Source organism: Streptomyces prunicolor NBRC 13075 (assembly GCF_000367365.1).
Taxonomy (GTDB): Bacteria; Actinomycetota; Actinomycetes; order Streptomycetales; family Streptomycetaceae; genus Streptomyces; species Streptomyces prunicolor.
Map to the genome: position 1 here is coordinate 149324 of NZ_BARF01000050.1, position 25494 is coordinate 174817.

The following is a 25494-nucleotide window of genomic DNA, read 5'->3' on the forward strand; positions in this document are numbered from 1 at the left end:
CGCGCCCCCTAGCTTCAGACCCGGTGACTTGCGAGGCCGGCCGACACCGTAGCCCCACTCTTGCCGGATTCACTTTGCGAACGGACCAACCCGCGCGCTTCCTCCTCGGCCTTGTGGGCAACTGTGCCTCCGCCATGCCCACACCACATCGGGACTGCTCAAGAAGTGCACGAAGCGTCCAGAGAAGAGACACACTTGTACTGTTCATGGCGTCCAGCCGGGCTCTGGTGTCGTTGCGACGCTCGGGCTCCATGGCTCCAGGTCCGGTGTCTGTGAGTCCGGGCGCCGCTCCTGTGGCCAACGCGGCGGCCATCAACTCCACTTCGGTCACTGGGCGATGCCCCCTTCACTTGTGCGGGTTGTGCGATGTCGTGCCCGTCACCATGGCCGGGGGTGCTGCAATTCTGATGAAATTCCGCCGATGTGCGGGACCCGGTGAGGAAGCGGAGGCTTCGCGGTGGACGGGGGAACTCCTCGGCGGCTTCGGATCGCGTTGCTCGGCCCGCTCCGGGCCTGGCGGGACGGAACTCCGCTGGATCTGGGGCCGGTTCGACGGCAGGCCGTACTCGCCGCGTTGGTGTTGCGTGCGGACACGCAGGTGAGCCACGAGGGGTTGCTCGACGATCTGTGGGACGGCCGGGTACCGGCGTCGGGCCACAAGGTGCTGCCCAGCCATGTCCATCCGCTGCGCAAGGCACTCGACCTGGCGGACGCCGGGCCGAAGGAGTCGGTGATCCACAGCGGCAAGGGCTGGTACCGCTTTGTCAGCGACGAGGTCCGACTCGATGTGACCGAGCTGGACGAACGGGTCGCCGAGGCACGGGACGCCAAGGTGTCCGGCGACGTGAGTGCCGCGCTGGACCGGTTCGCCGAGGCGCTGGCCCTGTTCCGTGGCGAGCGCCTGGCCGGCCTGCCGGGGCACCGCGCGGAGGCGGCGCGGCGGCGGCTGCTGGAACGCCGGCTCGCGCTCCGGCTGGAGCGACTCGGCTGTCTGGTGCTGCTCGGCCGGGCCGCCGAGACGCTGGACGAACTCGCCGACCTGTCCGCGTCCGAGCCCCTCAACGAGTCGGTGCTGGCCCTGCGGATGCGCGCGCTGTACGCCGGCGGACGCCAGGCGGAAGCCCTCAACTCCTATCAGGACATGCGGAGTCGGCTGAGCGAGGAACTCGGTATCGATCCCGGCGAGGAACTCCGCCGGACGTACGACGCGGTACTGCGGCAGGACGCCGCACGGCTCCTCGGTGCCGCCGCGCCGCCCGCCCAGCCGCCGCACCGCGGCACGGTCAATGACCTGCCGGGCGACGCCGGCCACCTGATCGGCCGGGAGGCCGAGCTGGACCGGCTGATCGCGCCCACCGCCCCCGGAGCCGTGTCGATCATGACGGTGGACGGTACGGCCGGAGCCGGCAAGACCGCGCTCGTCGTCCGTGCGGCCCGTGAGCTCAGCGACCGGTACCCGGACGGCTGCCTGTTCGTGGACCTGCGCGCGCACAGCACGCAGCGGCGACAGTCGCCGGAGCAGGCGCTGCAGCGACTGCTGCGCTCGCTCGACCCGACCATCGGCAAGCTGCCGAGCGACCTCGAAGAACTCAGCCGTGTCTGGCGCGCGACGACCAGCGCGCTACGACTGCTCCTCGTACTGGACGACGCCCTGGACGCCGATCAGATACGGCCGCTGCTGCCCGCGGGGGCGGGCAGCAGGGTGCTGATCGCCGGCCGACGGCGGCTCGCCGAACTGGACGCCGACCGGCGGATCACTCTGGAGCCGCTGGCAAGCGGTGCTGCGGTGTCCCTGCTCGGACACATCATCGGCGAGGAGCGCGCGGGACGGGAACCGGAGGCGACGCATCGGCTGGCCGGCCTGTGCGACGGGCTGCCGCTGGCCCTGCGCATCGCCGGGTCGCGGCTGCAGAACCGCGGTGCCTGGACGGTTGAGTACCTGGTGGGCCGCATGGCGGGCGACGAGCACCGGCTCGGCGAACTGAGCGTCGGGAACCGCAGCGTGGAGGCGGCCTTCCGGCTGTCGTACGACCAGCTCGGGCCCGAACAGCAGCGTGGCTTCCGGGCGTTGGGGCTGGCGCCGACGGTCGAGTTCGACGTGCTGACACCGGCGACCATGCTCGACCGGCCGTCGTACGACACCGAGCGGCTCCTGGAGAGTCTGGTCGACACGAGTCTCCTGCAGGAGCCGCGGCCGGGGCGGTACCGGTTGCACGATCTGGTGCGAATGCATGCGCGACGCGTCGCGGAGGGCGCGCCCGAGGAGGCCGTAGCCGCCCGCAGAGCCGCCTTCCGTCTCTATCTGGACGCGGGACGGATCGCCAGTGACTGGGGTTCCGGCGGTTTTCCCACCGGGCCGGGGCCCACGGGAGCACCGTTCACGGACTGGCGGGACGCGGAGACCTGGCTGGAGGCGGCCGGTGGCGAACTGGTCGACGTCGTCGGACACGCCGCGGCCCTCGGCGAAGCCGACTACGCCTGCTGGCTCGCCGAGGCGTTGTGCGACTACCTCGTACGGCATGGCCGCTACCACGAGAGCCAGACAGCTCTGGAGATCGCGCTCGCACACGTGGACCAGGCCACCGACCAGCGGATGTCGGCCGCCCTGCGCAGTTGCATGGCGTACACCGCCGTGCACCAACGCCGGTACCGGCAGGCCGGCATCTACGCCACCGAGGCGCTGGACCTCAGCCGGCGCCGCGCCGACCCCGGCGAAGAGGCCCGGGCGCAACTCGGCCTGGGGGCCGGTGCCCTGAGTGTGGGCGAGGGCGACCGGGCGATGTCCCATGCCGCCAAAGCGGCGGACCTGGCCCGGCAGTTGCGCAACGACTGGGTCGCCTGGATGGCCCTCGTCATCCTGGGCCTCGCGCACCAGTTCCAGGGACGGAACGAGGAGGCGCTGGGCTTCTTCGCCGACGCCCTCGCCCACGCCCAGAAGGAGGGCAGACCGCACATGCTCGGCAGGGTCCTGAGCTGCGCCGCCGACGCCCATCTCCGCCTCGGCCGCTACGGTGCGGCCAGGAGCCGGTTCCGTGAGGCGATCGACCTGGCGGAGCAGGTGGGAGACGTCTTCCTGTGCGCACGCAGCCTCACCCGGCTGGGCACGGCCGAGCAGGGTGGAGGAGACCCGGGCGCGGCCATCGCCCTCCACCACCAGGCCCTTCTCCAGCACCAGTTGCTCAACCCGCTCACCGAGCCGAGCTACGACTGGCTGGAGATGGACATCCGCAGCCGCCTGGCCTACGCCTACCTGGCGACAGGCCGCGTCCGCGAGGCACACGAGCAGTTCCAGGCCGTGCTCGACGTGCACCGCGCCCGTGCGCACCGCGCCGACCGTGTACTCAGCGACTGGGGTCTTCACCCGTGAGGGGGGGGGCAGGGGTTCGTGTGTCATGCGGCGGGTACCGACGGGCGGTGGTTGTATTGACGACTTCTGTCAGCGAGCCTCGAAGCCGCGCATCGTCACCGCGTCGGTGAACTCACCGCACGGCGCCTCGATCTCGACGCGATCCGCGATGGCCCGAAAGTCACTCACCGATTTCCTCCTTGCCACCTTGAACTCGGTGCACGAACGACACCGGGCCACGCGGGGAGGAGCCCCCACGACGGCGGTACAGCCGGTCCCACCGAGCCTCCCTGGGTCTCCTACTCGCTGAATGGTGTGCCGACGGCCTCGATAACGAAGCACTGACCGTATCGGCCCCGCCCTGCAGCGCGAACTCCCGCTGATGAACACACGAGGCACAGGCCGCGACTCCAACGACCACGAGAGCACACAGAGACCACCCCGCCCCAGTGCACAATGCGTGCGCACTTCCACGGGAACTCCCGGGAACTCGCAGGTGGAAGCAGGAAGCCCCCAGACCCGGGACAGGGCCCTGACCGGCCCATGAGACCAGTTCAGAGCCCTGTCCACAGACGAGCCAGGCTGTACGCCGGGTTCTTGACGCGAGTGGTCAGTCCGCCAGAGTTGCTGGACGTACAGCTTCCGGCCCAAAGCGTCGGCGGGCGCGGTCCGCGGCGGCTTCGGCGACGCGGGCACGGGTATCACCAGGATCCAGAGAGAGCTGGCGGTAGGCACTTCGGGCCGGCGCCAAGCGGTCGGCACGGAGGGCGAAGGCCCGGACTCGTGCCCGCTGCAGCCCCAGGGAGGTCAGCAAGCCGAGGGCAGTTGCGGTAAGAGCTGGTGAGTGGTCAGTGGGTTCCGGCAGCGCACGCGTACGTGTGGTGGAGCTGCGGTCGGCGTACCGCACGGTGAGCGTGAGCCGGCCGGTGGTCTGGCTTTCACCACGCAGGCGTTGACCGATCCGGTCGGCAAGTCCCAGGACGGCTCGATGGTGTTGGGCCGGGTCGAGACAGTCCTGCTCCAACATGAGATCGGCAACCAGGTGCGCTGCCGGTTCCGGCGGGGTGACCGGGCGAGGATCGTGACCGCGGGCGCGCTCGGCCAGCAGCCGGGCCGAACCGACTCCGAGGAGGCGCTGCAGGGTTGCCGCAGGTATGTCGGCGATCTGGCCGATGGTGTGCAGCCCGTACTTGTTGAGCGTTTCCGTTGTTGCGCGCCCGATCCCCGGCAGGGCGGTGACCGGGCGGGGGTACAGCCAGTCGGCCGCTTCGCCGGTGGGCACCCAGGTGGTGTCCCCCGGGGCGGACGCGTCAGCCGCCATCGCCGCCAGCATGCGGTTGCCCGCGAGACCGGCGCTGCTGTCGATGCCGTAGTGGGCCTTCAGTCTCATCTTCACCGTCTGGACCGCGTCGTAGGCGGACATGTCGAAGTACCGGAGCGCCGAAGTCAGGTCCACCTGAAGGGCGTTGGGCGGGATGGCCTGGACGTGAGGCGTGATTCCGGACACCAGTTCGATTACATCGTGGTATTGGGTCTCGGTCAGCGCGGTGTGCAGGTGAAGGTGGGCGATGTGCCGCTGCCGCACGCTCATCCCGCACTCCCCGGGCTGCGGTGGCCGAACTTCTTCAGGTCGGCGGAACGGGTGCCCGCGGGCTGGAGGTCGGCGTACGGATGCAGCCGTGCGCCGGCCGTGCCGTCGGCCAGGGTGCGCCGCGGCCGGGCGGGGGCGGGTTGCGACTGTCCCGGAGCCGGCTGAGCGGGGGTCGGATGCGGGCGGGCGGCGCCCAGGAGGGCGAGCGCCGCCTCGGGGCCGTCGTCCCGGCGGGCCGCCGCGATCTCGTCCAGGTCCCAGGCCATGGAGCCGACGACGGTACGCCGGGTGCCGCGCACCTGGACCGTGCCGCGCACCAGCAGCAGCCCGCTGTGGAAGACGGTGTACGCGCAGGCCGGGTGGGAGTCCTCGAAGAAGGCGAGGTCGACCAGGCCCGAGCCGTCCTCCAGGGTGACGAAGATGATCCGCTTGCCGCTCGCGATCGGCGGGGTCTGCGTCGAGGCCCGCACCCCGGCGACCAACACCTGTTGCCCCGCCCGCAGTTCGGCCAGATGCGCCGCGTCCGTCGCGCCGATCTCGCGCAGCAGCCGGTGGTGATGCTCCATCAGATGCCGGGAGACGTCGATGCCGAGCGTGCCCAACTCGGCGCTCAGCGCCTCACGTCCGGTCATCTCCGGCAGCCCGCTCGGCTCCACTCCCCCAACGGCACCCGTGTCCATGGGCAGTTGACCGGCTCCCGCGGTCCGGTTGCGGGACTGCCGGTGCAACTCGGCGATCTGGAGCAGGAGATCACGGCGCGTGAGGCGACCGTCGTGCAGACAGGTCAACGCACCGATCTCCGCGAGGCGTTCGGCGACCGGTCTGCTGGGACGGGCCCGCTGCCAGAAGTCCGACAGCGATCCGTACGGCTGCCCCTCCTCGATCCGCGCGCACTCCTCCTCGCTGATACCGCGCACCCCGGACAGCGCGAGCCGCACGCCCCACTCCTCCTTCTCGGTCATCTCCACCGTGTGCTTCACCCTGGAGCGGTTGACGTCGACGGGCAGCACCGGCACACCCCGGCGCCGGGCGTCGGACACCAGGACGCGCTTGGGCCACATCCCGGGGTCGTGTTCGAGCAGCCCGGCCAGCAGGAACGCCGGATGGTGCGCCTTCAACCAGGCGCTCTGCAGGGCCGGTACGGCGAAGGCGACCGCGTGGGCGCGGCAGAAGCCGTAGGCACCGAAGGCCTCGACGGTCCTCCAGACCTCGTCCCGGACGGCCGCGCTGTAGCCACGCGCGTGTGCCTTCTCGTGGAACCAGTCCTTGATCCGGGGCAGTTGGTCCTTGTCGCCGAGGGCCCGCCGGGTGATCTCCGCGAAGGCCCGTGCGCAGCCGGTCAGTACATGCAGGGTCTCGATGATCTGCTCGTGCCAGATGGTCACGCCGTAGGTGTCGGCGAGCACGGGTTCGAGGTCCCGGTGCGCGTACACCGGCGTACCGCCGTGACGCGCGGCGATGTACCGCTCGGGCATGCCCCCGGCGACCGGGCCGGGGCGGAAGAGGCTGATGTCGGCGATGACGTCCTGCACGTCACGGGGTTGGAGCCGGGACAACAGGTCCTGCTGGCCCGGGGATTCCAGCTGGAACAGGCCCAGCGTCTGGCTCTCCTGGATGAGCTTGAAGGCGAACACGTCGTCGAGCGGCACCTGTTGGGGGTTGTCGAGGTCGATGCGGTTGCCGGTGGCGCGTTCGATCTCTGTGACGGCGTGGGCCATCGCGGACTGCATGCGGACGCCCAGGACGTCGAGTTTGATGTTGCCCAGCGCCTCGATCTCCTCCTTCGCGGCCATCGCCATCGGGTAGTCGCCCTGCGGGGTGGGCTGCACCGGCAACCGGTCCAGGAGCGTCGCGTCGCTGATGACCACGCCACAGGGGTGCATGGCCATGCCGTGGACCAGGGAGTCGAGCCCTTCGGCCAGCTCCCACAGCGGCCCGAACCGACCTGCCTCGCCTGCCAGTTGGCGTAGTTCGGGCAGCTCGGCGAGCGCGCTCCTGATGTCGGAGGCACGTAGATGCGGGAAGCTCTTGGCGATCCGGTCGACGTCGGCCGGGGCGATGCCGAGCGCGAGGCCGGTGTCGCGCAGCGCCCTGCGCGCGCGGTAGGTCTCGGGCATCGCGGTGACCGCCACCCGCTCCTTCCCGAACCGTTCGAAGATCGTGTCGTAGCACTCCAGGCGGCGGGCGGACTCCACGTCGATGTCGATGTCGGGCAGCGATTCGCGGCGGGTGCTCAGGAAGCGTTCGAACAGCAGGCTGTGGTCGAGCGGGTTGGCGGTGGCGATGTCCAGCGCGTGGCAGACCAGCGAACCGGCGCCGGAGCCGCGGGCGGCGACCCGGATGCCCTTGGCCCGGATGTCGGCGACGACCTGGCCGACGGCGAGGAAGTACGCGTCGTAGTTCCAGTGGGAGATGACGGCGAGCTCCTCCTCCAGCCGGTCGAGTGCCGCCCGGTCACGGTCGAGGCCGCATCGGGCCAGGCCCTCCTCACACCTCAGGCGCAGCAGCCCGGCCGCGCCGCCCGTCTCCGGTCCGGCGCCGAAGAGCGAGGGCTCCGGGAAGTGCGGGGTGCCGAGGCCTAGGTCGGCCGCCGGGTCGACGGCGCACTCGGCCGCGGTGTGCACGGTGTCCGCCATCAGTCGGCGGGCCCGGTGGGCGTCCGCTCCGGCGCACTCGGCGATCATCCGTGCCACGACCGTCATCTCCTTCTCGTCCTTGAGCCAGCGCTGTCCGCTGTCCAGGCGGCGCCGGTCGATCGGGCGCAGCAGGCGTGCCGCGTCCAGGACGTCGGCGAGGCGGTGTTGGTCCGGGTCGGCGTAGCGGACGGCGTTGGAGAGCACGGCGGTCGTCCCACTACGGTCGGCCAGGGCGAGGGTGCGGGCGGCCAGGCGGAGGGAGCCCGGAGCTGTGCCGAAACGATTCTGCGCTACGGCCTCCAACCGGACCCCCTTCCCGAAGATCTCCCGCCAGGGCGCCAGCAGCTTCATCGCGACGTCCTCCCGGCCCACCGACAGCGCCCGCACCGGCTCCGAGAGCGGCCCGAGCAGCACGGTCAGCCCGGGGCCGCCGTACTCGCGCAGCGCCTCCCACGGCACCACCGGCGCCGTACCGGACAGGGCGCCCTCGTGGGCCGCCGACGTGATGCGGCACAGCCGTGCCCAGCCCGCCCGGTCCTGGGCGAGCAGGACGAACCGCAGCGGCGGCTCGACCACGTGCGCGCCGCCGCGTGCGGGGGTGCGCGGGCGCCGTGCGGGCGGCGGGGGTGCGAGGGCCTCCACCGCGAGGTCGATGCCGAAGATCGGCCGGACGCCGTCCTTCGCGCAGGCCTGCGCGAAGCGGACGGCGCCGGTGACCGTGTCCCGGTCGGTGAGCGCGAGCGCCGCCATGCCCTGCTCGGCCGCCCGGCCGACGAGCTGCTCAGGGTGGGAGGCGCCGTAGCGGGCGGAGTAACCGGACGCGACGTGCAGATGGGCGAAGCCCGCCATGCCGCACCTCCATCACTCCACCCCTTTTCGGCCATCCGCCCGATATGTTCATCGCACGCCCGTTCGATTACTCTAGCCCCATCAGCCCCGGTCAGCGACCTCATTCGAACACGTAAACGATTCCCTGGGGAGGTGTGCGGTGGCCGAAACAGACACCACTCCGTCAGCTCCCCGCGCGGGCCGGGAAGTTGGCGGAGAAATGTTTTCCGAACACATGTACGGCATCCGTTCGGCCCCTTCCCGCTGCGTGAAGACCCGGCCGCCGAGACCGTGGGGCCATGACAGAGACCCCGGGTGCCGGTACGTCCCGTACGTCCTTCTTCGGTGAGGTGAAGGACGCGGTCACCCTGCGGGCCGGTCTGCTCGTCGTCGGTGTGGTCGCCCTTCAGCTGCTCTTCATCGCCTCCTACGTAGGGGCGCTGCACAATCCGAAGCCCAGGGACGTGGCTTTCGGGGTCGTCGCTCCCCAGGTCACCGCCGAGCAGACGGTGGCCCGGCTGAAGCAGCTGCCCGGCTCACCGCTCGCCCCGCGCGCGGTGTCCGACGCGGCGACCGCGCGGAGGCAGATCCTGGACCGGGACATCGACGGCGCTCTCGTCATCGACACGCGCGGCACCAAGGACACGCTCCTGGTCGCCACCGGCGGCGGCACCGTCCTCGCGACCACCCTGGAAACCATCACCACCGGCCTGGAGAGGACCGAGCAGCGCACGGTCCGGACGGTGGACGTGGCGCCGGCCTCGTCCCAGGACTTCGACGGGCTGTCGTCGTTCTACCTGGTCGTCGGCTGGTGTGTCGGCGGCTATCTGTGCGCCTCGATCCTGGCGATCAGCACTGGTGCCCGGCCCGCCAACCCGCGCCGCGCGGTGATCCGGCTGGTCACCATGGCGCTGGTCGCGATCGTCGGCGGTCTCGGCGGCGCGGTGATCGTCGGGCCGATCCTGGGCGCGCTGCCGGGCAGTGTCCTGGCGTTCTGGGGGCTCGGCGCGCTGATCACGTTCGCCGTGGGGGCCGCGACTCTCGGGCTTCAGGGGATCTTCGGGGTCGTGGGCATCGGTCTGGCGATCCTGCTGGTGGTGATCGCGGGCAACCCGAGCGCGGGCGGTGCCTTCCCGCTGCCGCTGCTGCCGCCGTTCTGGAACGCGATCGGGCCCGCGCTGCCACCGGGCGCCGGGACCTGGGTGGCGCGCTCGATCGCCTACTTCAAGGGCAACGCCGTGACCGGCCCGCTGCTGGTCCTGTCGGCCTGGGCGCTCGCCGGGATCGTCGTCACCCTGCTGGCGGCGACGCTGCGCCGGAAACACGAGGATCTCCTGGACCGACCCACGTTGTCAGACCCGTCTGCAACCCTGGACGCATGATCAGCACCCTCGCCGTCGAGAACTACCGCTCCCTGCGCCGCCTGATCGTCCCGCTGACGCGACTGAACGTGATCACGGGGGCGAACGGCACGGGCAAGTCGAGCCTCTACCGCTCGCTGCGCCTGCTCGCCGCGTCCGCGCGCGGGGGCGCCGTCGCCGCGCTCGCGCAGGAGGGCGGACTGCCGTCGGTGCTGTGGGCGGGCCCGGAGAAGATCAGCCGCGCGGTGCGCGAGGGCACGCATCCCGTGCAGGGCACGGTCCGCTCGGGCCCGGTCAGTCTGCAACTGGGCTTCGCGGGCGACGAGTTCGGGTACGCGGTCGACTTCGGGCATCCCAGCCCCGCCCCCGGTGCGGGCAGCGCCCCCTCCATGTTCAACCTCGACCCGGAGATCAAACGCGAGTCCATCTGGAGCGGCCCCGTCCTGCGCCCGGCCTCCGTCCTCTCCGACCGCGCGGGAGCCGCCGTCAAACTCCGCGGCGCGGGTGGCGGTTGGTCCCGGGCCCACGGCACCCTGCGCCCGTACGACAGCATGCTCGGCGAACTGGCCGACCCGCAGCACGCCCCCGACGTCCTGGCGGTGCGGGAGTTCATCAGGTCCTGGCGGTTCTACGACCATGTCCGCACCGACGCGGACGCCCCGGCCCGGGCCGACCGGATCGGCACCCGGACACCCGTGCTCAGCGGTGACGGCTCCGACCTGGCCGCCGCCCTCCAGACGATCCGGGAGATCGGTGACGCCGAGGCGCTGGACGCCGCCGTGGACGCGGCCTTCCCCGGCAGCCGGGTCCACATCGCCGACCTCGGCGGACGCTTCCAGCTCGCCCTGCGCCAGCACGGGTTGCTGCGCGTACTCACCGCCACCGAACTGTCGGACGGCACCCTGCGCTATCTCCTGTGGGCGGCTGCGCTGTTGACACCCCGGCCACCGTCGCTGCTGGTGTTGAACGAGCCGGAGACGAGCCTCCACCCGGATCTGATCCCGCCGCTCGCCGATCTGATCCTCACCGCCACCAAGGACACCCAGATCATCGTGGTCACCCACGCCCGACCGCTCGCGGACGCCCTCCAGAAGGGCGCGATACGGCACCGTCTCGACGTCAACTCCATAGAGCTGGTGAAGGAGTTCGGGCAGACGACGGTGGCAGGTCGCGAGGGCCCGCTCGACGAACCGCTGTGGTACTGGCCCAAGCGCTGAGCCAACCCCCGGTCCGTAGGCGAAAGTCCCGCCCCCTCGCGCGCGGGGGCGGGACCTCACCGTCGTACTACAACCGTCGTACTACCGCTGCTCAGCCGATCTGCGCGCCGAACGTCGACAGCGCCTCGGTGACCGGCTGGAAGAAGGTCTCGCCGCCCGAGGTGCAGTCGCCGCTGCCGCCGGAGGTGAGGCCGATCGCCGCGTCGCCGTCGAACAGCGAGCCGCCGCTGTCACCGGGCTCGGCGCAGACGTCGGTCTGGATGAGGCCGTTGACGATGTCGCCGTTGCCGTAGTTCACGGTGGCGTCCAGGCCGGTGACCGTGCCGGTGTGGACCTGGGTCGTCGAGCCACTCCGGGTCACCTTCTCGCCGACCGTCGCGGCGGCGGCGTGGGTGATGGCCTGCGAGGAGCCGTTGTAGAGGTCGACCGCGCTCGGGTGGGCGACATCCGAGGTGTACTTGACCAGGCCGAAGTCGTTGTCCGGGAAGCTGGACTGCTCGTTCGTGCCGATCTCGTTGCCGCTGGAGTCGGACCAGGTGGAGATGGCCTCGGTGCAGTGCCCGGCGGTGATGAAGTACGGCGCGCCGCCCTTGACCACGTTGAAGCCGAGCGAACACCGCCCGCCCGAGCCGGAGATGGCGTCACCGCCCGCGATGAAGGGCTTGAACTCCCCCTTGGTGCGCTGGAGTTCGGCCTTGCCGCCGAGCCCGTCGACGACCTTGCTGAGCTTGGTCCACTCGGCGTCGGAGACCGTGCGGTCCGCAGTGACGACGACCTTGTTGGTGGTGGGGTCGGTCGCCCACGAGGTGCCGGGGATCGTCGCGTCCTGCTTGAGGGTCGTCCGGGCGCTCGTCAGCTCGGCGAGGGAGTTCTCGACGATTCTCGCCTTGGCGCCGGCCGCCTCGACGGTGTCGGCCGCGTTCTCGTCGAGCACGTTGACCACGAGGCTCTTGGTCTTCGCGTCGTAGAACGTGCCGGCCGCGTCGGTGCCGAGGCTCTCGCCGATCGTCGAGGCGAGCTTTCCGGCCGCGAGGGCCGAGAGGGTGTGGGGTGCGGCCGCCGGCGTGGTCTCGCTGGCGTTCGCACTCTGCAAGGTGACTCCCGCGACGACCAGTGCGGCTATGCCCGCGCCTGCCACGGCCACCCGTCGCCTGGGTATGCGTCGGTGCTTCAACTCGTGTCCTCCTGTGGGGGGTCGGCCCGCCAGGTTATGGGGACCCGACCGGCCGAAAGGTAGGTTGACGAGCACCTACTCTTCCTAATCTCACAGGGAGCGCACAAGGTCGACTTCAGGTCGTGCGGGGAACGCGGTTGCACGCCCCCTCGACTTGAATGTTCACGGTCATCCCAGGCCGTTCGCACTGCAAACACTGGGTGCGAGCGCCGCTCATCAGCCGGTGAGGTCTAGTCCTGTCTTGAAATCGCCCCATCGGAGTCCGGATCCGACTGAGGCTCGGCGGGCGGAAGTTGCTCCTGCACCGGTTGCGGCGCCACAGCGGCAACCGGCGCCGCGGGAGCAACGGACGCTGCGGGCACGGCAGGTGCGGGCGCGGCAGGTGCGGGCGCGACAGGTGCGGCCGGAGCCGGGGCCGCGCGTTCCAGGAAGCGCAGCAGCTCGACCGGGAAGGGCAGGACGAGCGTCGAGTTCTTCTCGGCCGCGACCGCCACCACCGTTTGCAGCAGCCGGAGTTGGAGTGCGGCGGGCTGCTCCGACATCTGCTCGGCGGCCTCGGCGAGTTTCTTGGAGGCCTGCAACTCGGCGTCCGCGTTGATGATCCGGGCCCGGCGTTCACGGTCGGCCTCGGCCTGCCGGGCCATCGAGCGCTTCATCGTCTCCGGCAGTGACACGTCCTTGATCTCGACCCGGTCGATCTGCACGCCCCAGCCGATGGACGGGCTGTCGATCATCAACTCCAGTCCCTGGTTGAGCTTTTCGCGGTTGGAGAGCAGATCGTCGAGGTCGCTCTTGCCGATGATGGACCGCAGCGAGGTCTGCGCCATCTGCGAGACGGCGAACCGGTAGTCCTCGACCTGCACCAACGCGTCCGCCGCGTCGACGACCTTGAAATAGACGACCGCGTCGACGCGCACGGTCACGTTGTCGCGGGTGATGCCCTCCTGCGCGGGCACGGGCATCGTCACGATCTGCATGTTGACCTTGCGGAGCTTGTCCACGAACGGGACGACCATCGTGAAGCCGGCCCCGCGCACTTCGGGCCGCAGCCTGCCGAGCCGGAACACCACACCCCGCTCGTACTGTTTGACGACCCGCGCCGCCGCCATCGTGTACACCACTCCGACGGACGCGAGCGTCACTCCCGCCGCCACCAGCTCCTCGACCATCACGGCCCCCCAGGGTCCGACGTGGTGCATCAGGTGCCTTCTCCGATACCCACGACGGTAACTCCGTGTGCCGCACAAGAGCGAGCCCCCGCACGCCAGTTGCGTACGGGGACTCGCTTCGCCGCCGGCTGCAGTCCGGAGCGGAAGTGATTCAGGCGGGCGTCAGCCGACGCTCACGCCGTAGTAGCTCAGCGCCTCGGTGACCGGCTGGAAGAAGGTCGTGCCGCCGGAGGTGCAGTTGCCGCTGCCGCCCGAGGTCAGACCGTAGGCCACGGTGCCGGAGTACAGGGGCCCGCCACTGTCGCCGCCCTCGGCGCAGACGGTGGTCTGGATCATCTGGTACACCACGTCGCCGCTGCCGTAGTTGACGGTGGCGTTCAGTGCCGTGACCCGGCCGCTGTGCGTGCCGGTGGTGGAGCCACGACGGTAGACGGTCGTGCCCACGCTCGGCGTGGCCGCGCTGGAGATGGTCTGGGTGCCGACCGAGCTCGGGTGCGCGGCCGAGCCGGTGTAGCGCACCAGCGCGAAGTCGTTGGTCGGGAAGCTGTAGCCGACGTTGGTGCCCAGCACCGTGCTCTGCCCGGAGTTGGAGTACCAGGTGGAGGCGACCTCACCGCAGTGGCCGGCGGTCAGGAAGTAGTACGTGCTCCCGCTGTGCACGTTGAAGCCGAGCGAGCAGCGGTAGCCGCCGCCGTAGATGGCGTCGCCACCGGTGATCAGCCGCTTGAACTGACCCGCCGTGTGCTTGATGGTGAGCGCGCCGGCGGAACTGCCCGCCTGCGACTTGATCTTCGCGATCTCGGCCTGGGAGACCGTGCTGTCGACGGTGACGACGACACGGTTCGTCTTGCTGTCGACCGCCCAGGCGGTGCCCGGGACATCGGCCTTGAGCACGGACGAGTTGGCCGCGGAGAGCTGCGTCGCGCTGAACGTCTGCGCATCGCTGGCGCTCGCGGTGGGGACGGCGAACGCGGCAGCGGCGGCGAATCCGGTGGCCACGGCGATCAGCCTGGTCCGTCTCGCGATTCCGCTGCGGGGGGTGGTGCGCTTGATCCTCACGTTTCGTTCCCTCCTAGGGGAATTCGGGGGCCCGCGTGGGGTCGGGGCCCGTGAGGCGCAGTCAGGGTCGGCCGTCCGGTTTTCGAACACGCCGTGCTCCTGACAAGCGCTGTGGGGGAGTATTCGGCCGCCCGCCCGATGGGCGCAAGGGCGCCTTTCGGCCGTACGACCTTCAACTGGCCCACGATCTACGCGAGTTGATCACCCGGACGCGGTGGGCCGAAACCCGGCCCGCCGCAGGTCAGCGCCCCACCTGCCGAAGGATGCGCTCCCCCGCCTCGATCGCGAGGCCCAGCGTATTCCCGGGCGGCGGGAAAGGGCAGATGAAATGTTCGGCGAACGCGCACGGCGGGAGCACGGACCGGTTGAAGTCGACCGTCGTGCGCCCCTCGTCATCGGGCGCCGCCGGGTACAGGAACCGGAACCGGTAACTGCCGTCCCCACTCGTGGAGTCGGCGAACACCGCCCACAACTTCCCGTCGGCCTGCACCGCCACCTGCAAGGTCACCTCCAACCCGTCGAGCCGGAAGGCGAGTTCACCCGCGAGCCCGAGCCCGCGTTCGACACCGTCCGCCGCGTCGACCCGCACGGTGCGCCGTGTGTCGTACGGCGTGAAGCGCCCCGGCACCGACCAGCGCGGCCGGTACGGCGTGACCTCGACACCCCGGAACGCGCGGTGCGCCGCCGAGCCGGGGTCGTAGTCGCGCACGCACCAGGCACCCTCACGGATCAGGACGGTCAGTCGGCGCTCGCCGAGGCCGACGCGGGCCGTGCTCACCGGGCCGGTGTCCACGCCGAGGCGGACCGAGCCGGTGAAGGGTTCCCCGTCGAGGGTCAGTCCGTCGGCCGCCGTCGCGGTGAGGACCACCAGACCGGCATCGGCATCGACGTCACCGTCGAGGACCCATACACCGGGGATGCCCGGAAGGTGACCGTCCGGATGGTCCTCCAGCCAGTGCGTGCCGGTGAGGGCTAGGGGCCCGTAGGGGGCCGACACGGTCTCCATCCGCCGCTCGTGCCACTGCTGCCACTCGTCGGCCGCGTCCGAGGTCATGCCGTCAGCTCCATCGTCGTGCGCTCAGCCCTGTCGTCGTACGGTCACCCCTCCCCCGCCGGGTCGGGGAGCCCGAGATGTGAGCGCAGGGTGGTACCCCGGTATTCCGTGCGGAACGCGCCGCGTTCCTGGAGCAGCGGCACCACCCGGTCCACGAACTCGTCGAGGCCGCCCGGGGTGAGATGCGGGACGAGGATGAAGCCGTCGGCGGCGTCCTGGCGTACGAAGGTCTCCAGCTCGGCGGCGACCGCCTCCGGGGTACCGATGAAGGACTGCCGGCCGCTCGCCTCGATCACGGTCTGCCGGATGGACAGCCCCTTCTCGCGGGACAGCGCCCGCCATTTCTCGGCCATCGCGACGGTGTCGCCGCGCCGGGTCCGCCCCTGGGTGAGCGACGCGTTCGGCACCGGGTCGAAGTCGGGGAACGGGCCGTCGGGGTCGTAGGAGGAGAGGTCCGTGCCCCAGATCTGTTCCAGGGCGAGGATCGCGTTCTGCGGGGAGACCTGCTGCCGCCGGATCTCGGCGGCCCGCTCCTGCGCCTCGGCCGCCGTGTCACCGAGGACGACGCTGACGCCGGGCATGATCTTGAGATCGTCCACGCTACGGCCGTACTTGGCGAGGCGTCCCTTCACGTCGGCGTAGAAGGCGCGGCCGTCCTCCAACGTGCCGTGTCTGGTGAAGATGACGTCGGCGGTCCGCGCCGCGAACTCCCGCCCCTCCCCCGAGTCCCCGGCCTGGATGACGACCGGGTGCCCCTGCGGTGAGCGCGGCACGGTGAACTCGCCCGCGATGTCGAAGTGTTGGCCTCGGTGGGCGAAGGGGCGGGAGAGTCCGTCGGAGGTCCAGGAGTCCCACAACTCCCTTGCTACGGCGACGAATTCGGCCGCCCGCGCGTAGCGGTCCGCACGATCCAGGTATCCCCCGCGCCGGAAGTTCTCGCCGGTGAAGGCGTCGGAGGAGGTCACCACGTTCCAGGCGGCCCGGCCGCCGCTGAGGTGGTCCAACGTGGCGAGTCTGCGGGCGAGTTCGTAGGGCTCGTTGAAGGTCGCGTTGACCGTGGCGGCCAGCCCGATGCGTGAGGTGACGGCGGCGAGCGCGTTGAGGACGGTGAGGGCCTCCGGGCGTCCGACGACGTCCAAGTCGTGGATACGGCCCTTGTGTTCGCGCAGTCGCAGCCCCTCGGCGAGGAAGAAGAAGTCGAAGAGGCCGCGTTCGGCGGTGCGGGCGAGATGCTCGAAGGAGGAGAAGCCGATCTGGGACTTCGACCGCGGATCGGCCCACACGGTGGTGCTGTTGACGCCGGGGAAGTGCGCGGCCAGGTGGATCCGCTTGCGAGAAGGCCTCGGTACGGTCATGACGCTCCCCCTGTCACGGCGTACTGGTTGGCGGGCCGGGCCAGACCCAGGTGCTCTCTGAGCGTGCTGCCCGGGTAGAACGTGCGGAACAGGCCCCGGTGTTGGAGCAACGCCACCGTGCCGTTGACGAGCCGCTCCAGATCGCGGCGGGGTTCGACGGGGGTGAGGTGGAAGCCGTCGACGGTGCGGTCGCCGTGCCAGCCGGCGATCAACTCCGCGAGGTCGACCGGACCGCCCCGGTACAACGGGCCGTGCGCGGTCTGCCGGGGGCCGCCCCCGCCGTGACCCGGCTCGGCCGCGTGCTCGCCGTCGCCGAGGTCGACGACGAGACTCACCAGGACCCGCAGGGTGTCGGGATCCCGGCCGAACTTCTCGGCGAACGCCCGCAGTTCGGCCCGTACGGCGCCGGCCTGCGCGGAACTCGCCGCGCGGACGAGCGCCACATCGGCGTACCGGGCGGCCGTCCGCCGGGCCTGGCCCTCGGTGGCGTCGACCACGCGGACCGGATGGCCCTGCGGCGGTCTGGGCACGATCGAGGGGCCCTTGACAGAGAACTCCGAGCCCTCGAAGTCGACGTGATGCAGCTTTTCGCGGTCGACGAAACGGCCGGTGACGGTGTCCCGTATCTCGGCGTCGTCCTCCCAGCTGTCCCACAACTGGGCGGCCACCTCGGCGACTTCACCGGCTTCCTGCCACAACGCGTCGGCGGGCGCGGCGTGCCGGCGGCCGAAGAGGCGGGCCTCGCCCTCGGTGGTCGACACATCGAGCCGCCAGCCGGCCCGGCCCCGGCTGACCCAGTCGAGGGTCGCGACCGCGGCCTGCACATGGAAGGGCTCGGTGTGCGTGACGGTCACCGTGGGCACCAGGCCGATCCGGCTGGTCACCGGGGCGACCCGGGACAGGACGGCGAGGGCGTCGGGTCCTGGGCGCGCGAAGGTGTCGTCGAGCGTCACGAAGTCGAGGCCGCCGCTCTCGGCGAGCCGCGCCAACGCGACGTAGGAGTCGGCGTCGTAGGCCGACCGCTGGTCGACGGCGGCGGCCAGATGCAGGCCCCGGCCGTGCGAGGAGGTCATGGGAGGGAAGCCTTCCTGTCGTTCGGGAGCGCCTCGGAGAGGGCCAAGTCCTCGATGAGGCCCGGGACTTCACAAGCCTGGGACTTCACAAGCTCGGGACTTCACAAGCTCGGGGCTACGCGGAGGCCTGACACGCGAGGTCGCGCAGGAACGCCAGCACGGCCCGTGCGGTGGCGTCGTTCTGCCGGAAGGCGGGGCCGCCGGTGCGCGGCCGGGTGAACGCGCCGGGCGTCCGTACGTCGGTGTAGGGCCCGAGCGCGAACCGCCGGGGGTGCGGCTGTCCGTCCCGGTCGAGGATCCGCCCGTCGGTGCGGTCCACCCGCAGCAGCCCTTCGGGAGTCTCCACCACGGCCCCGTCGGCGTGCAGTTGACGCAGCAGCGGATCGACGGACCGCCCCACCGTGGGCTCGGGCAGCCGCGCCTCGACCAGCGCCCGCGCCTCGATCGTCACGCCCGGCACGGTCGCGCTCGACGCGCGGAACACCCCGTCCTCGGCGGTGACGGCCATGTCCGCACCGACGAACCGCACGAGGCCGGCCCGGGACAGCGCGAGCAGTTGACGCAGCCGGGGTCCGGGCGGCCCGGAGGCGAGATAGCTGAAGAAGCCGTGCCACCAGGGCCCGACGTCGCCGAGCCGGATCAACTGCACGTAGACGGAGAGCAGTCCGAGGAAGACCGCCAAGTCCGGGCTGTTGGAGGGATCGTGACGGCGACTCAGATCGCCCTCGATGTAGGCCCGTAGCCCGTCCTGGAACTCCTCCTCCGACGCGTACCGCACCCCGTCCAGCGGCCGGTCGAGCGCCGCGAGGTCGAGCCGGTCGGCGGGGTCGGGCACCGCGGACGCCACGAGGGCCTCGCGCTCGGCCGCCTCCCCGGCCGCGTACTTCTCCTCGAAGTCGGTCCAGGCGATCGCCGTCCGCTCGGGGTGCACACCGAACAGCCGGTGGTAGTGCGCGAACCCCAACTCCTTCTCGATCAGCGGCCATACGTCCCGCCGGAAGTCGAAGCCCCCCGGCAGCGCGAGTATCGCGTCGACCTCGGCGGGCCCGAAGAACCGTGGCAGCGGCGGCCGTTCACCGCTCCACTCGTAACCGATCTTCGAGTGGTACGGCACTCCGCGCCGCGACCCGACGTACAGCACCGGCTCCTGCCCCGAGGGGACGTAGGTGTCACCGTCGTAGCGTCCGCCACGGCCCTCCGTCAGCAGCACCATCAGGTCGACGAAGGCGAGGCCGAAGCCGCGGACGAGGACGGGTTCGCCGGGGGCGAGGGAGGTCAGGTCGCTGTCGGCGGTGAAGTCGGGCGGCAGATGGACGAGGTCGTGGGCGCGGGCGTACGCCGCCAACTCGCGCTGGTCCTCGTCGAGTTCGGCGTCGAGGTGACCGAGGGCGAGGACGACGAGGTCGGCGAGGAGCGGGTCCGGGCTGCCCTCCAGCCACACCTGCTGGCGTCCTTCGCGCGGCCCGCTCACCCGGAGGGCGCGTCGCGGGTGGTGGTGGACGGTGACGCCCGGCGGCAGGGCGGCGACGGCTTCCTCGTGCACCCAGCGCAGGTAGGAGCCCTGGAGCTGGCGGTCGGCGAAGGTGCTGCCCTCGATGGCGGCCCATTCGTGCAGCGTGGGACCGGGGCGCACGGGACCCGCCATGACCACCGTCTCGTCGGTGAACATGGTGACGTCCTCGGCGTGCGAGTTCATCCACAGCAGCGGGGACTGGGCCGCGCGCCAGATACGGCCGGCGCCCGGCGGATGGGGGTCGACCAGGTGGATGTCGAGGCCTTCGACGCCCGAACTGGCGTACAGATCAGGCGCGTTGGCCGCGATGCGCTCGATGAGGCCGGTCCCCCGCGGCCCGGCCCCGACGATCACGAGTGAGAGCCTTGTGCTCGGGGCGGCGGATACGGGGGTGGGAAGGTCGGAAGACATGCGAAGACTCCGTGACGTGAGCAACACGGGCGAATGCCTTCACACAGGGCGCCTTGCGGCACCGTACGGCCGAGCCCCTCAGCAGGACCGTCCACCGACTGTACGGCGCCGTTTCCCCTCGGTGTCAAGGAAGTCCACACTGTGAGCAGTACGTCTCATCTCGGTTGACGCCCCACCGGATGCCTGTTCCACTTATCCCATGTATTCGCAGCAGTGGCTGGTCAAGCGCTCCCACATCGACCTCGGTCGAGTGTGGTCCTCTTCCTGTTGAGCTGACCCACTGCGCGTCCCGGTCGCCTGAATCTCCCTCTGACCGTGCGCTTCACGTGTTCTCCCGCTCCACCCGTTCCGCCTTCACACACCCCTCCCCTCGGGTTCCGTCCGCACTTCCTCCACCACGCCTACCGCGTCAGGGCGGCCGTACGCCGTCGTGGTGCCGCCCGGACCCCGATCACCCGGTCCATCAGCGCCCCCAGCACGTCCCGTACGGAATCGCGGTTCCGCGCGTCGCACTCCAGCACGGGCACATCGGCACCCAGTCCCAGCGCCTCCCGGACCTCGTCCACGTCGAACCGGTCCGCGCCGTCGAAGCGGTTCACCGCGAGGACGAACGGCGCGCCCTGCGACTCGAAGTAGTCGACCGCCGGGAAGCAGTCCTCGATCCGCCGGGTGTCCACGAGGACCACCGTGCCGAGCGCGCCCTCCACCAGGTCGTCCCAGAGGAAGGAGAACCGGTCCTGCCCGGGCGTCCCGAACAGATACAGCGCGATCGTCGGGTCGAGCGTGATCCGCCCGAAGTCGAGGGCGACGGTCGTGGTGGTCTTCGCCTCGACCCCCACCAACGAGTCGACGCCAACGGAGACTTCGGTGATCGCCGCCTCCGTGTCGAGGGGTTCGATCTCCGAAATGGCCCCGATGAACGTGGTCTTGCCGACCCCGAGGCCGCCGCTGACCACGATCTTCACGGCCAGCGGCACGATCTTGTCAGAGCGCCCGGACATGGTCCCTGATCCTTTCGAGCATCGGGAGCGGCAGCTCCGCGGGTTGCCGACAGGCGAGTTGCCCGGCGACGACGAGGTCGGAGATGAGCACCTTGGCCACTCCGAGGGGTACGCCGACCCGGTGCGCCACCTCGGCGACGGTCGTCGGCTGTTCGCACACCGCGACGATGTGGCGCCGCTCGAACGTGAGCGACGGATCCGGCACGCCGACGGCGACGACCAGCGTCTCCAGCCGCAAGTCGGCCTGGAGAGGCTCGGACCGGCCGCCGGTGATGATGAACGGCCGGACGAACGTCGCGTCCTCGTCAGGTTCTACGTCCCTGGGCTGTTCACCGTTCACCGTGGCAACGCCTGCCGCAGATCGGCGATGAGCGTCGGGGTGAGCAGATCACCCGCCCGCTCCGCGAGCACCGCCATCTCGTAGCCGACGAGGCCCAGTTCACCGCTGCTGTCGGCGAGGACGCCGAGACAGCTGCCGTCCCGGATCGCCGAGACGAGCAGGAAGCCCCGGCCCATCTCGATCATGATGAGCTTGACCCCGTCGAAGCTGTACCGCTTGGACGCGCTGCGCGCCAGGCTGCTCAATCCCGAGACGATCGCGGCGAGATGGTCGGCCTCGGTGCGGCCGAGCCCGTCCGACACGGCGATCAGCAGCCCGTCGGAGGAGACGGCGACCGCGTCGCGTACGCCGTCGGTGCTCTTGACGAAGTTGGCGAGCAGCCAGTTGAAGGTCCGCGAGTCGTGCGGGGTGTCGACGGTGGTCACTTGGCATCACCCTCGCTGTGTCCGGCGGACTTCTTGGCCCGCTCCTTCTCCTTCTCCACGCTGATGCCGCCGCGCATGTGCGCGCTGCGCAGGATGGAGAGCATTCCGGAGACTTCCTCGGGGCTGCGGTCAGTGGTCGGTCCGGTGGGCGCCGGGCGGCTGGGCCGGTCCGTCTCGGTGACGGCCTCCGAGATCGCGCTGCGCTGGGGCCGCTTGACGAGTCCGTTGCGGGTACGGGAGGCGGAGGTGCCGCCCTTGGCGCCGGAGGCCTTGTTCTCGACGGGCTTCGACCCGGCCGTGACGGTCACCGGCTCCACGGCGTCCTCCTCGTTGCGCGGCGCCGGCAGCACCGGCTTGTCCGCGGCCTTGCCCTGTGGGGCCTCCGTCAACAGCCCCGCGGGGATCAGCACCCGGGCGACCACACCGGCCGCCGGTGCCTCGCCGAGCCGTACCTCGATGCCGCACTTGCGGGCGAGCGCGCCGACCACGAAGTGGCCCAGGAAACGGGTGGGTTCGGCCATGAAGCTGGCGGTGCCGGAGAGCCGTACGTTGGCCTCGGCGAGGGCCTGGTTGTCCATGCCGAAGCCGTGGTCGACGATCGCGACGAGATAGCCGGCGCTGGTGCGCCGCCCCTCGATCTCCACATCGGAGTCCGGCGGCGAGAAGCTCAGCGCGTTCTCCACCAACTCGGCGAGCAGATGGGCGATTTCGACCACGACGGAGCCGGTGACGAACGCGGGCTCGATCCGGCGCAGGGTGACCCGGCGGTACTCCTCGACCTCGGACAGCGCGGCGCGCAGCACGTCGTTGACGGCCAGCGGCGTGGACCAGGGGCGGGGGCTGGACTCTCCGGCGAGCACGAGGAGGCTTTCGGCGTTGCGGCGCATACGGGTGGCCAGGTGGTCGAGTTCGAAGAGGTTGGCGAGGGTCGCGGGGTCGGCGTCCTCGTGCTCCAGCTTGTTGATGAAGCTGATCTGACGGCGTACCAGGTTCTGGTTGCGACGCCCCAGGCTCACCAGCGAGTCGGTGGCGTTGCGCCGCAACACGGCCTGTTCGGTGGCGAGTTCGAAGGCGGACCGCTGCACCCGGTCGAACGCGTCGGCCACCTCCCGCACTTCGGCCCCGGCCCGGTCGGCGACGACCAGCGGAGCGGGCGGCTGCGGCGCCGCCCCGGACGACCCGTCCTGTACGGCGGCCACGGCCTGCGGCAGCCGGCTGCCGGCCACCTCCCGTGCCTGCCGGGCGAGTTCGACGAGCGGCGAGGAGACGGACCGTACGCAGTCGAGGGCCAGCGCGCCGAGCGCGACGACCGTGGCGAGGGCGAGCAGCAGGAACAGCAGCAGGTCGCGCTGGGCCGAACTCTCCAACTGGGCGGCGCGGTTCTCGACATCGGTGCCGAGGGTGATCTGGACGTTCCGCATCCCGTTGATGGTGGAGGTCATCGAGTCCCACCAGGCCATGGGCGGGATCGCGCTCGACTTCAGCTTCCCGGTGCCGTGCACCGCCTTGCTCTCGTACGCCAGCGCGCGCTCGGCGTCGGGCGTGGTCAGGGCGGTGTTCAGGCGCCGTTCCTGCACGGCGGTGGCCGAGCGCGGGAAGACGTCGAGGGCGGCGAGCCGTCCGGCGCGGATTTCCATGAACCGGCTGTAGTCGTCGCCGCGGAACTTCCCGGCACGTACCGAGCCGAGCACGATGGCGCGCTCCTCGCCGGTGAACTCCTTGGCGTTGCCGAGGACTTGGAGCGCCTGGTAGGCGTCGCGCAGCTTGCCGTCGTGGACGTCTTCGAGGCCGAGGTCGAGCCGGTCGAGGACGGTGATGGTGTTGGTGAAGTAGTCGAAGGTGTCCTTCACCACGCCGCTGCCGTCGTCGGCGTCCTTGCGGATCCCGGCGAGCCCGTCGAGCCGGCCGAGGGACTCGCGCACGGAACCGGCGGCGGAGTCCTCACGCCCCTTCAGGGCCACGTCCAGTTGCTCGCGCGCGGCGTCGGTCGCCTTGCGCTGCGTGGGCAGCTTGGCGCTGAACTGCCGTACGCCACCGACGTATCCGGTGGTGAGTCCGCGCTCCTTCTGCAGTTCGTGGACGAGTCCCTGGAGGGTGATTTCCAGGCGGGCGTTGTCGGCGGTCGCGGAGGCGTTGCGATAGGCGGAGATCTGGTCGGCGGCCGCGATACCGAGCAGGGCGAGCAGGACCGCGAGGGCGAGGATCAGAATCCTCAGCAGCCTGGTGCGGATGCTCGTGGTCGCTTTTGTTGTGACGTCCACTGAAGTGCCTTAAGTGGGTGGCGAGTTGATCGGGTTCGAGCAAGCTCGATCGGGGATCGAACCCGGGGCAGAAATGGTTCTGCTCCCGCCCAACGACACGCACGGCACACCGGTCACCGGATCATGTTTTTGTTTTACCACCCTGAAACAGGGACGGCCCGACCTCGCAGGTCATCCAAGATCCCCAAGTGCCGCGTATACAACGGCGATGACGACCCGTCACGGTCAACAGATCACGGCGCCTGGCATATTCAGCAGTCGCAGCACGACAGACATTCACAACATTCGCAGCATTCGCACGCGTCGCAGCACGAGCAATCACAGCTGGAGCAGCACCCCTCGCGCCGCCGCCCCGACCACGGCCCCTCGAACTCGTCGGCGCAGCACACCTTGCAGGTGCAGCACAGCCCGAGGGCTACGGCGCACCCGGCCCAGAACCCGCGCCTGTCGGGCCGCGGGGGCTCACCGCCGTAGGGATTGCCGTCGTGCCGCGGATCGCCCGGCAGATACGGAGTCTGCGGCGGTCCGAAGGCACCCTGCGACTCCGGCACACGCCCATGCCCGACCCCCGTGCCATGCCCGACCCCCGTGCCGTGCCCGACCCCGGTGCCGTGCCCGCACGACTGTGTCCCGAAGGCCCGGTCCACCGAGCGCCCCAGTTCGTGCGCGAGGAGCAGGTGCGCCAGCTTGCCGTCGGTGAAGGACGTCTCCCGCAGCGCGAGCCGTATCCCGTGCAGCGCGTCGTCGGCGAGCCGCCGGGCCTCGGCGAGCGGGGTGCCGGTCGCGGTGAGGGGATTCCAGGCACCGGCCGTCGCATCCGCCTCCCTGTCCTCCACGGCGTCCAGGAGATGCGCGAGCCGCCCGAAGAGGCGTCCGGCCTCGGCGAGCGGTACGGCGTTGCCGGGCCGTCCGGCCAGGATCGCGGTGTGCGCGAAGGCGGCGGCGGTGGCGGTCTCGGTCGGTTCGGTGACGGTGAGGATCGGGGTACCGGGCCCGGCGAGCGTCTCGATGCCGAGTTGCCGGTCCACGGCGTCGACGAGGACACCGGCGTCGAACCCGACGGCGGAGCCGGTACGCGCCCCGGCCCGCCCCCAGCTCCCGGCGACCCGCCGCGCGGCCAGCGCCACCGGCCTACGGGCCAGCAGCCCGTCCCGGTCGGCGACATGGTCACGCACCTTGGCGGAGGCGAGCACCAGCGATACGGCTGCCGCGAGCCGCGCCCCCTCGCCCTGCGCGACGGACGCGGTCCGCATCCCGCGCAGGGGGCAGGGCCCGGCCGTACGACGCCATCCGCCGCCCGCACGCTCGACCTGAGCCTCCGTCAGGACCGAGAGGAGCAGACCGTCGTAGTTCGTGACAATCCTCGCGAACTGCCCGTGGTCCCCGCGCAGCGCGAGACACAGCCCGCACAAATGCGCCATCCACTGGGACTTGAGGTTCTCACCGAGCCGATGACTACAAGGCCGGACCATTCCGAACACGACAACCCCCCGTGGCGTGAACGACATCTGACTGGGCATCTGGAGATCGACAGGGCAGCTGACCGGGCGTTGAGCAGCCGCATCGCATCGACCACCCCGTTCACCCGTACGCACCAGCCATCACCCGGACGCCGTGAAGAATCATATTTCACTCTCAGTCAGCAGCCCTGTCCAGCAACACCCTTGATACACAGGGGCT

17 protein-coding genes are annotated in these 25494 nt (G+C 70.7%); 3 read left to right on the forward strand and 14 right to left on the reverse strand.

Annotated features, from left to right (window positions below):
- The first annotated feature begins 457 nt into the window (after positions 1–457).
- Positions 458–3367: an AfsR/SARP family transcriptional regulator gene (locus SPR02S_RS56135; RefSeq protein WP_245607597.1), complete on the forward strand. Its 2910-nt coding sequence runs from the start codon at positions 458–460 to the stop codon at positions 3365–3367.
- 589 nt (positions 3368–3956) lie between these two features.
- Here the strand turns inward: SPR02S_RS56135 and SPR02S_RS22610 are convergent.
- Both SPR02S_RS22610 and SPR02S_RS22615 read right to left on the reverse strand, forming a co-directional pair.
- Positions 3957–4937, reverse strand: coding sequence for a DNA polymerase Y family protein (locus tag SPR02S_RS22610; RefSeq protein ID WP_019059277.1), 981 nt, complete (start codon positions 4935–4937; stop codon positions 3957–3959).
- Entirely contained in the window at positions 4934–8422 is a 3489-nt protein-coding gene (locus SPR02S_RS22615) for a DNA polymerase III subunit alpha (protein ID WP_019059278.1), read from the reverse strand. The genes SPR02S_RS22610 and SPR02S_RS22615 overlap by 4 nt, the downstream gene beginning before the upstream one ends.
- 278 nt (positions 8423–8700) lie before the next feature.
- Here SPR02S_RS22615 and SPR02S_RS22620 point away from each other — a divergent pair, with 278 nt between their 5' ends.
- Positions 8701–9783 carry an ABC-2 transporter permease gene (locus SPR02S_RS22620; protein WP_019059279.1) on the forward strand — a complete coding sequence of 361 codons (1083 nt, stop codon included), beginning with the start codon at positions 8701–8703 and terminating at the stop codon, positions 9781–9783.
- Positions 9780–10979, forward strand: a complete 1200-nt coding sequence (locus tag SPR02S_RS22625) for an AAA family ATPase (protein WP_019059280.1) — start codon at positions 9780–9782, stop codon at positions 10977–10979. Before SPR02S_RS22620 ends, SPR02S_RS22625 begins: the two co-directional genes overlap by 4 nt.
- 91 nt (positions 10980–11070) lie before the next feature.
- On the opposite strand, the gene SPR02S_RS22630 is transcribed toward SPR02S_RS22625, so the two are convergent.
- The 12 genes from SPR02S_RS22630 to SPR02S_RS22685 all read right to left on the reverse strand — a co-directional run bounded on the left by SPR02S_RS22630 (position 11071) and on the right by SPR02S_RS22685 (position 25295).
- Entirely contained in the window at positions 11071–12153 is a 1083-nt protein-coding gene (locus SPR02S_RS22630; RefSeq protein ID WP_078622968.1) for a S1 family peptidase, read from the reverse strand.
- Between the two features lie 230 nt (positions 12154–12383).
- A complete protein-coding gene (locus tag SPR02S_RS22635) occupies positions 12384–13322 on the reverse strand; it encodes a slipin family protein (protein ID WP_026150785.1) in 939 nt (312 codons plus the stop codon).
- A gap of 162 nt (positions 13323–13484) precedes the next feature.
- Positions 13485–14381, reverse strand: a complete 897-nt coding sequence (locus tag SPR02S_RS22640) for a S1 family peptidase (protein WP_019059283.1) — start codon at positions 14379–14381, stop codon at positions 13485–13487.
- Between the two features lie 241 nt (positions 14382–14622).
- Positions 14623–15435 carry a DUF1684 domain-containing protein gene (locus SPR02S_RS22645; protein ID WP_019059284.1) on the reverse strand — a complete coding sequence of 271 codons (813 nt, stop codon included), beginning with the start codon at positions 15433–15435 and terminating at the stop codon, positions 14623–14625.
- A gap of 44 nt (positions 15436–15479) precedes the next feature.
- Positions 15480–16790 carry an NtaA/DmoA family FMN-dependent monooxygenase gene (locus SPR02S_RS22650; protein ID WP_019059285.1) on the reverse strand — a complete coding sequence of 437 codons (1311 nt, stop codon included), beginning with the start codon at positions 16788–16790 and terminating at the stop codon, positions 15480–15482.
- Positions 16787–17863, reverse strand: coding sequence for an LLM class flavin-dependent oxidoreductase (locus SPR02S_RS22655; protein WP_019059286.1), 1077 nt, complete (start codon positions 17861–17863; stop codon positions 16787–16789). Before SPR02S_RS22655 ends, SPR02S_RS22650 begins: the two co-directional genes overlap by 4 nt.
- Positions 17864–17978: 115 nt before the next feature.
- On the reverse strand, positions 17979–19787 hold the full coding sequence (locus tag SPR02S_RS22660; protein ID WP_019059287.1) for an FAD/NAD(P)-binding protein: 1809 nt from the start codon (positions 19785–19787) through the stop codon (positions 17979–17981).
- Positions 19788–20188: 401 nt separating this feature from the next.
- Entirely contained in the window at positions 20189–20788 is a 600-nt protein-coding gene (locus SPR02S_RS22665; RefSeq protein ID WP_019059288.1) for a GTP-binding protein, read from the reverse strand.
- A complete protein-coding gene (locus SPR02S_RS22670; RefSeq protein WP_019059289.1) occupies positions 20772–21128 on the reverse strand; it encodes a DUF742 domain-containing protein in 357 nt (118 codons plus the stop codon). The genes SPR02S_RS22665 and SPR02S_RS22670 overlap by 17 nt, the downstream gene beginning before the upstream one ends.
- The gene (locus SPR02S_RS22675; RefSeq protein WP_019059290.1) at positions 21125–21553 is read right to left on the reverse strand and encodes a roadblock/LC7 domain-containing protein; all 429 of its coding nucleotides are present in this window, start codon (positions 21551–21553) and stop codon (positions 21125–21127) included. The genes SPR02S_RS22670 and SPR02S_RS22675 overlap by 4 nt, the downstream gene beginning before the upstream one ends.
- Complete coding sequence (locus tag SPR02S_RS56140) at positions 21550–23814, reverse strand: sensor histidine kinase (protein WP_052347030.1); 2265 nt, start codon at positions 23812–23814, stop codon at positions 21550–21552. The genes SPR02S_RS22675 and SPR02S_RS56140 overlap by 4 nt, the downstream gene beginning before the upstream one ends.
- A 251-nt stretch (positions 23815–24065) precedes the next feature.
- Positions 24066–25295, reverse strand: a complete 1230-nt coding sequence (locus tag SPR02S_RS22685; protein WP_078622972.1) for a DUF5685 family protein — start codon at positions 25293–25295, stop codon at positions 24066–24068.
- Between the last annotated feature and the right edge of the window lie 199 nt (positions 25296–25494).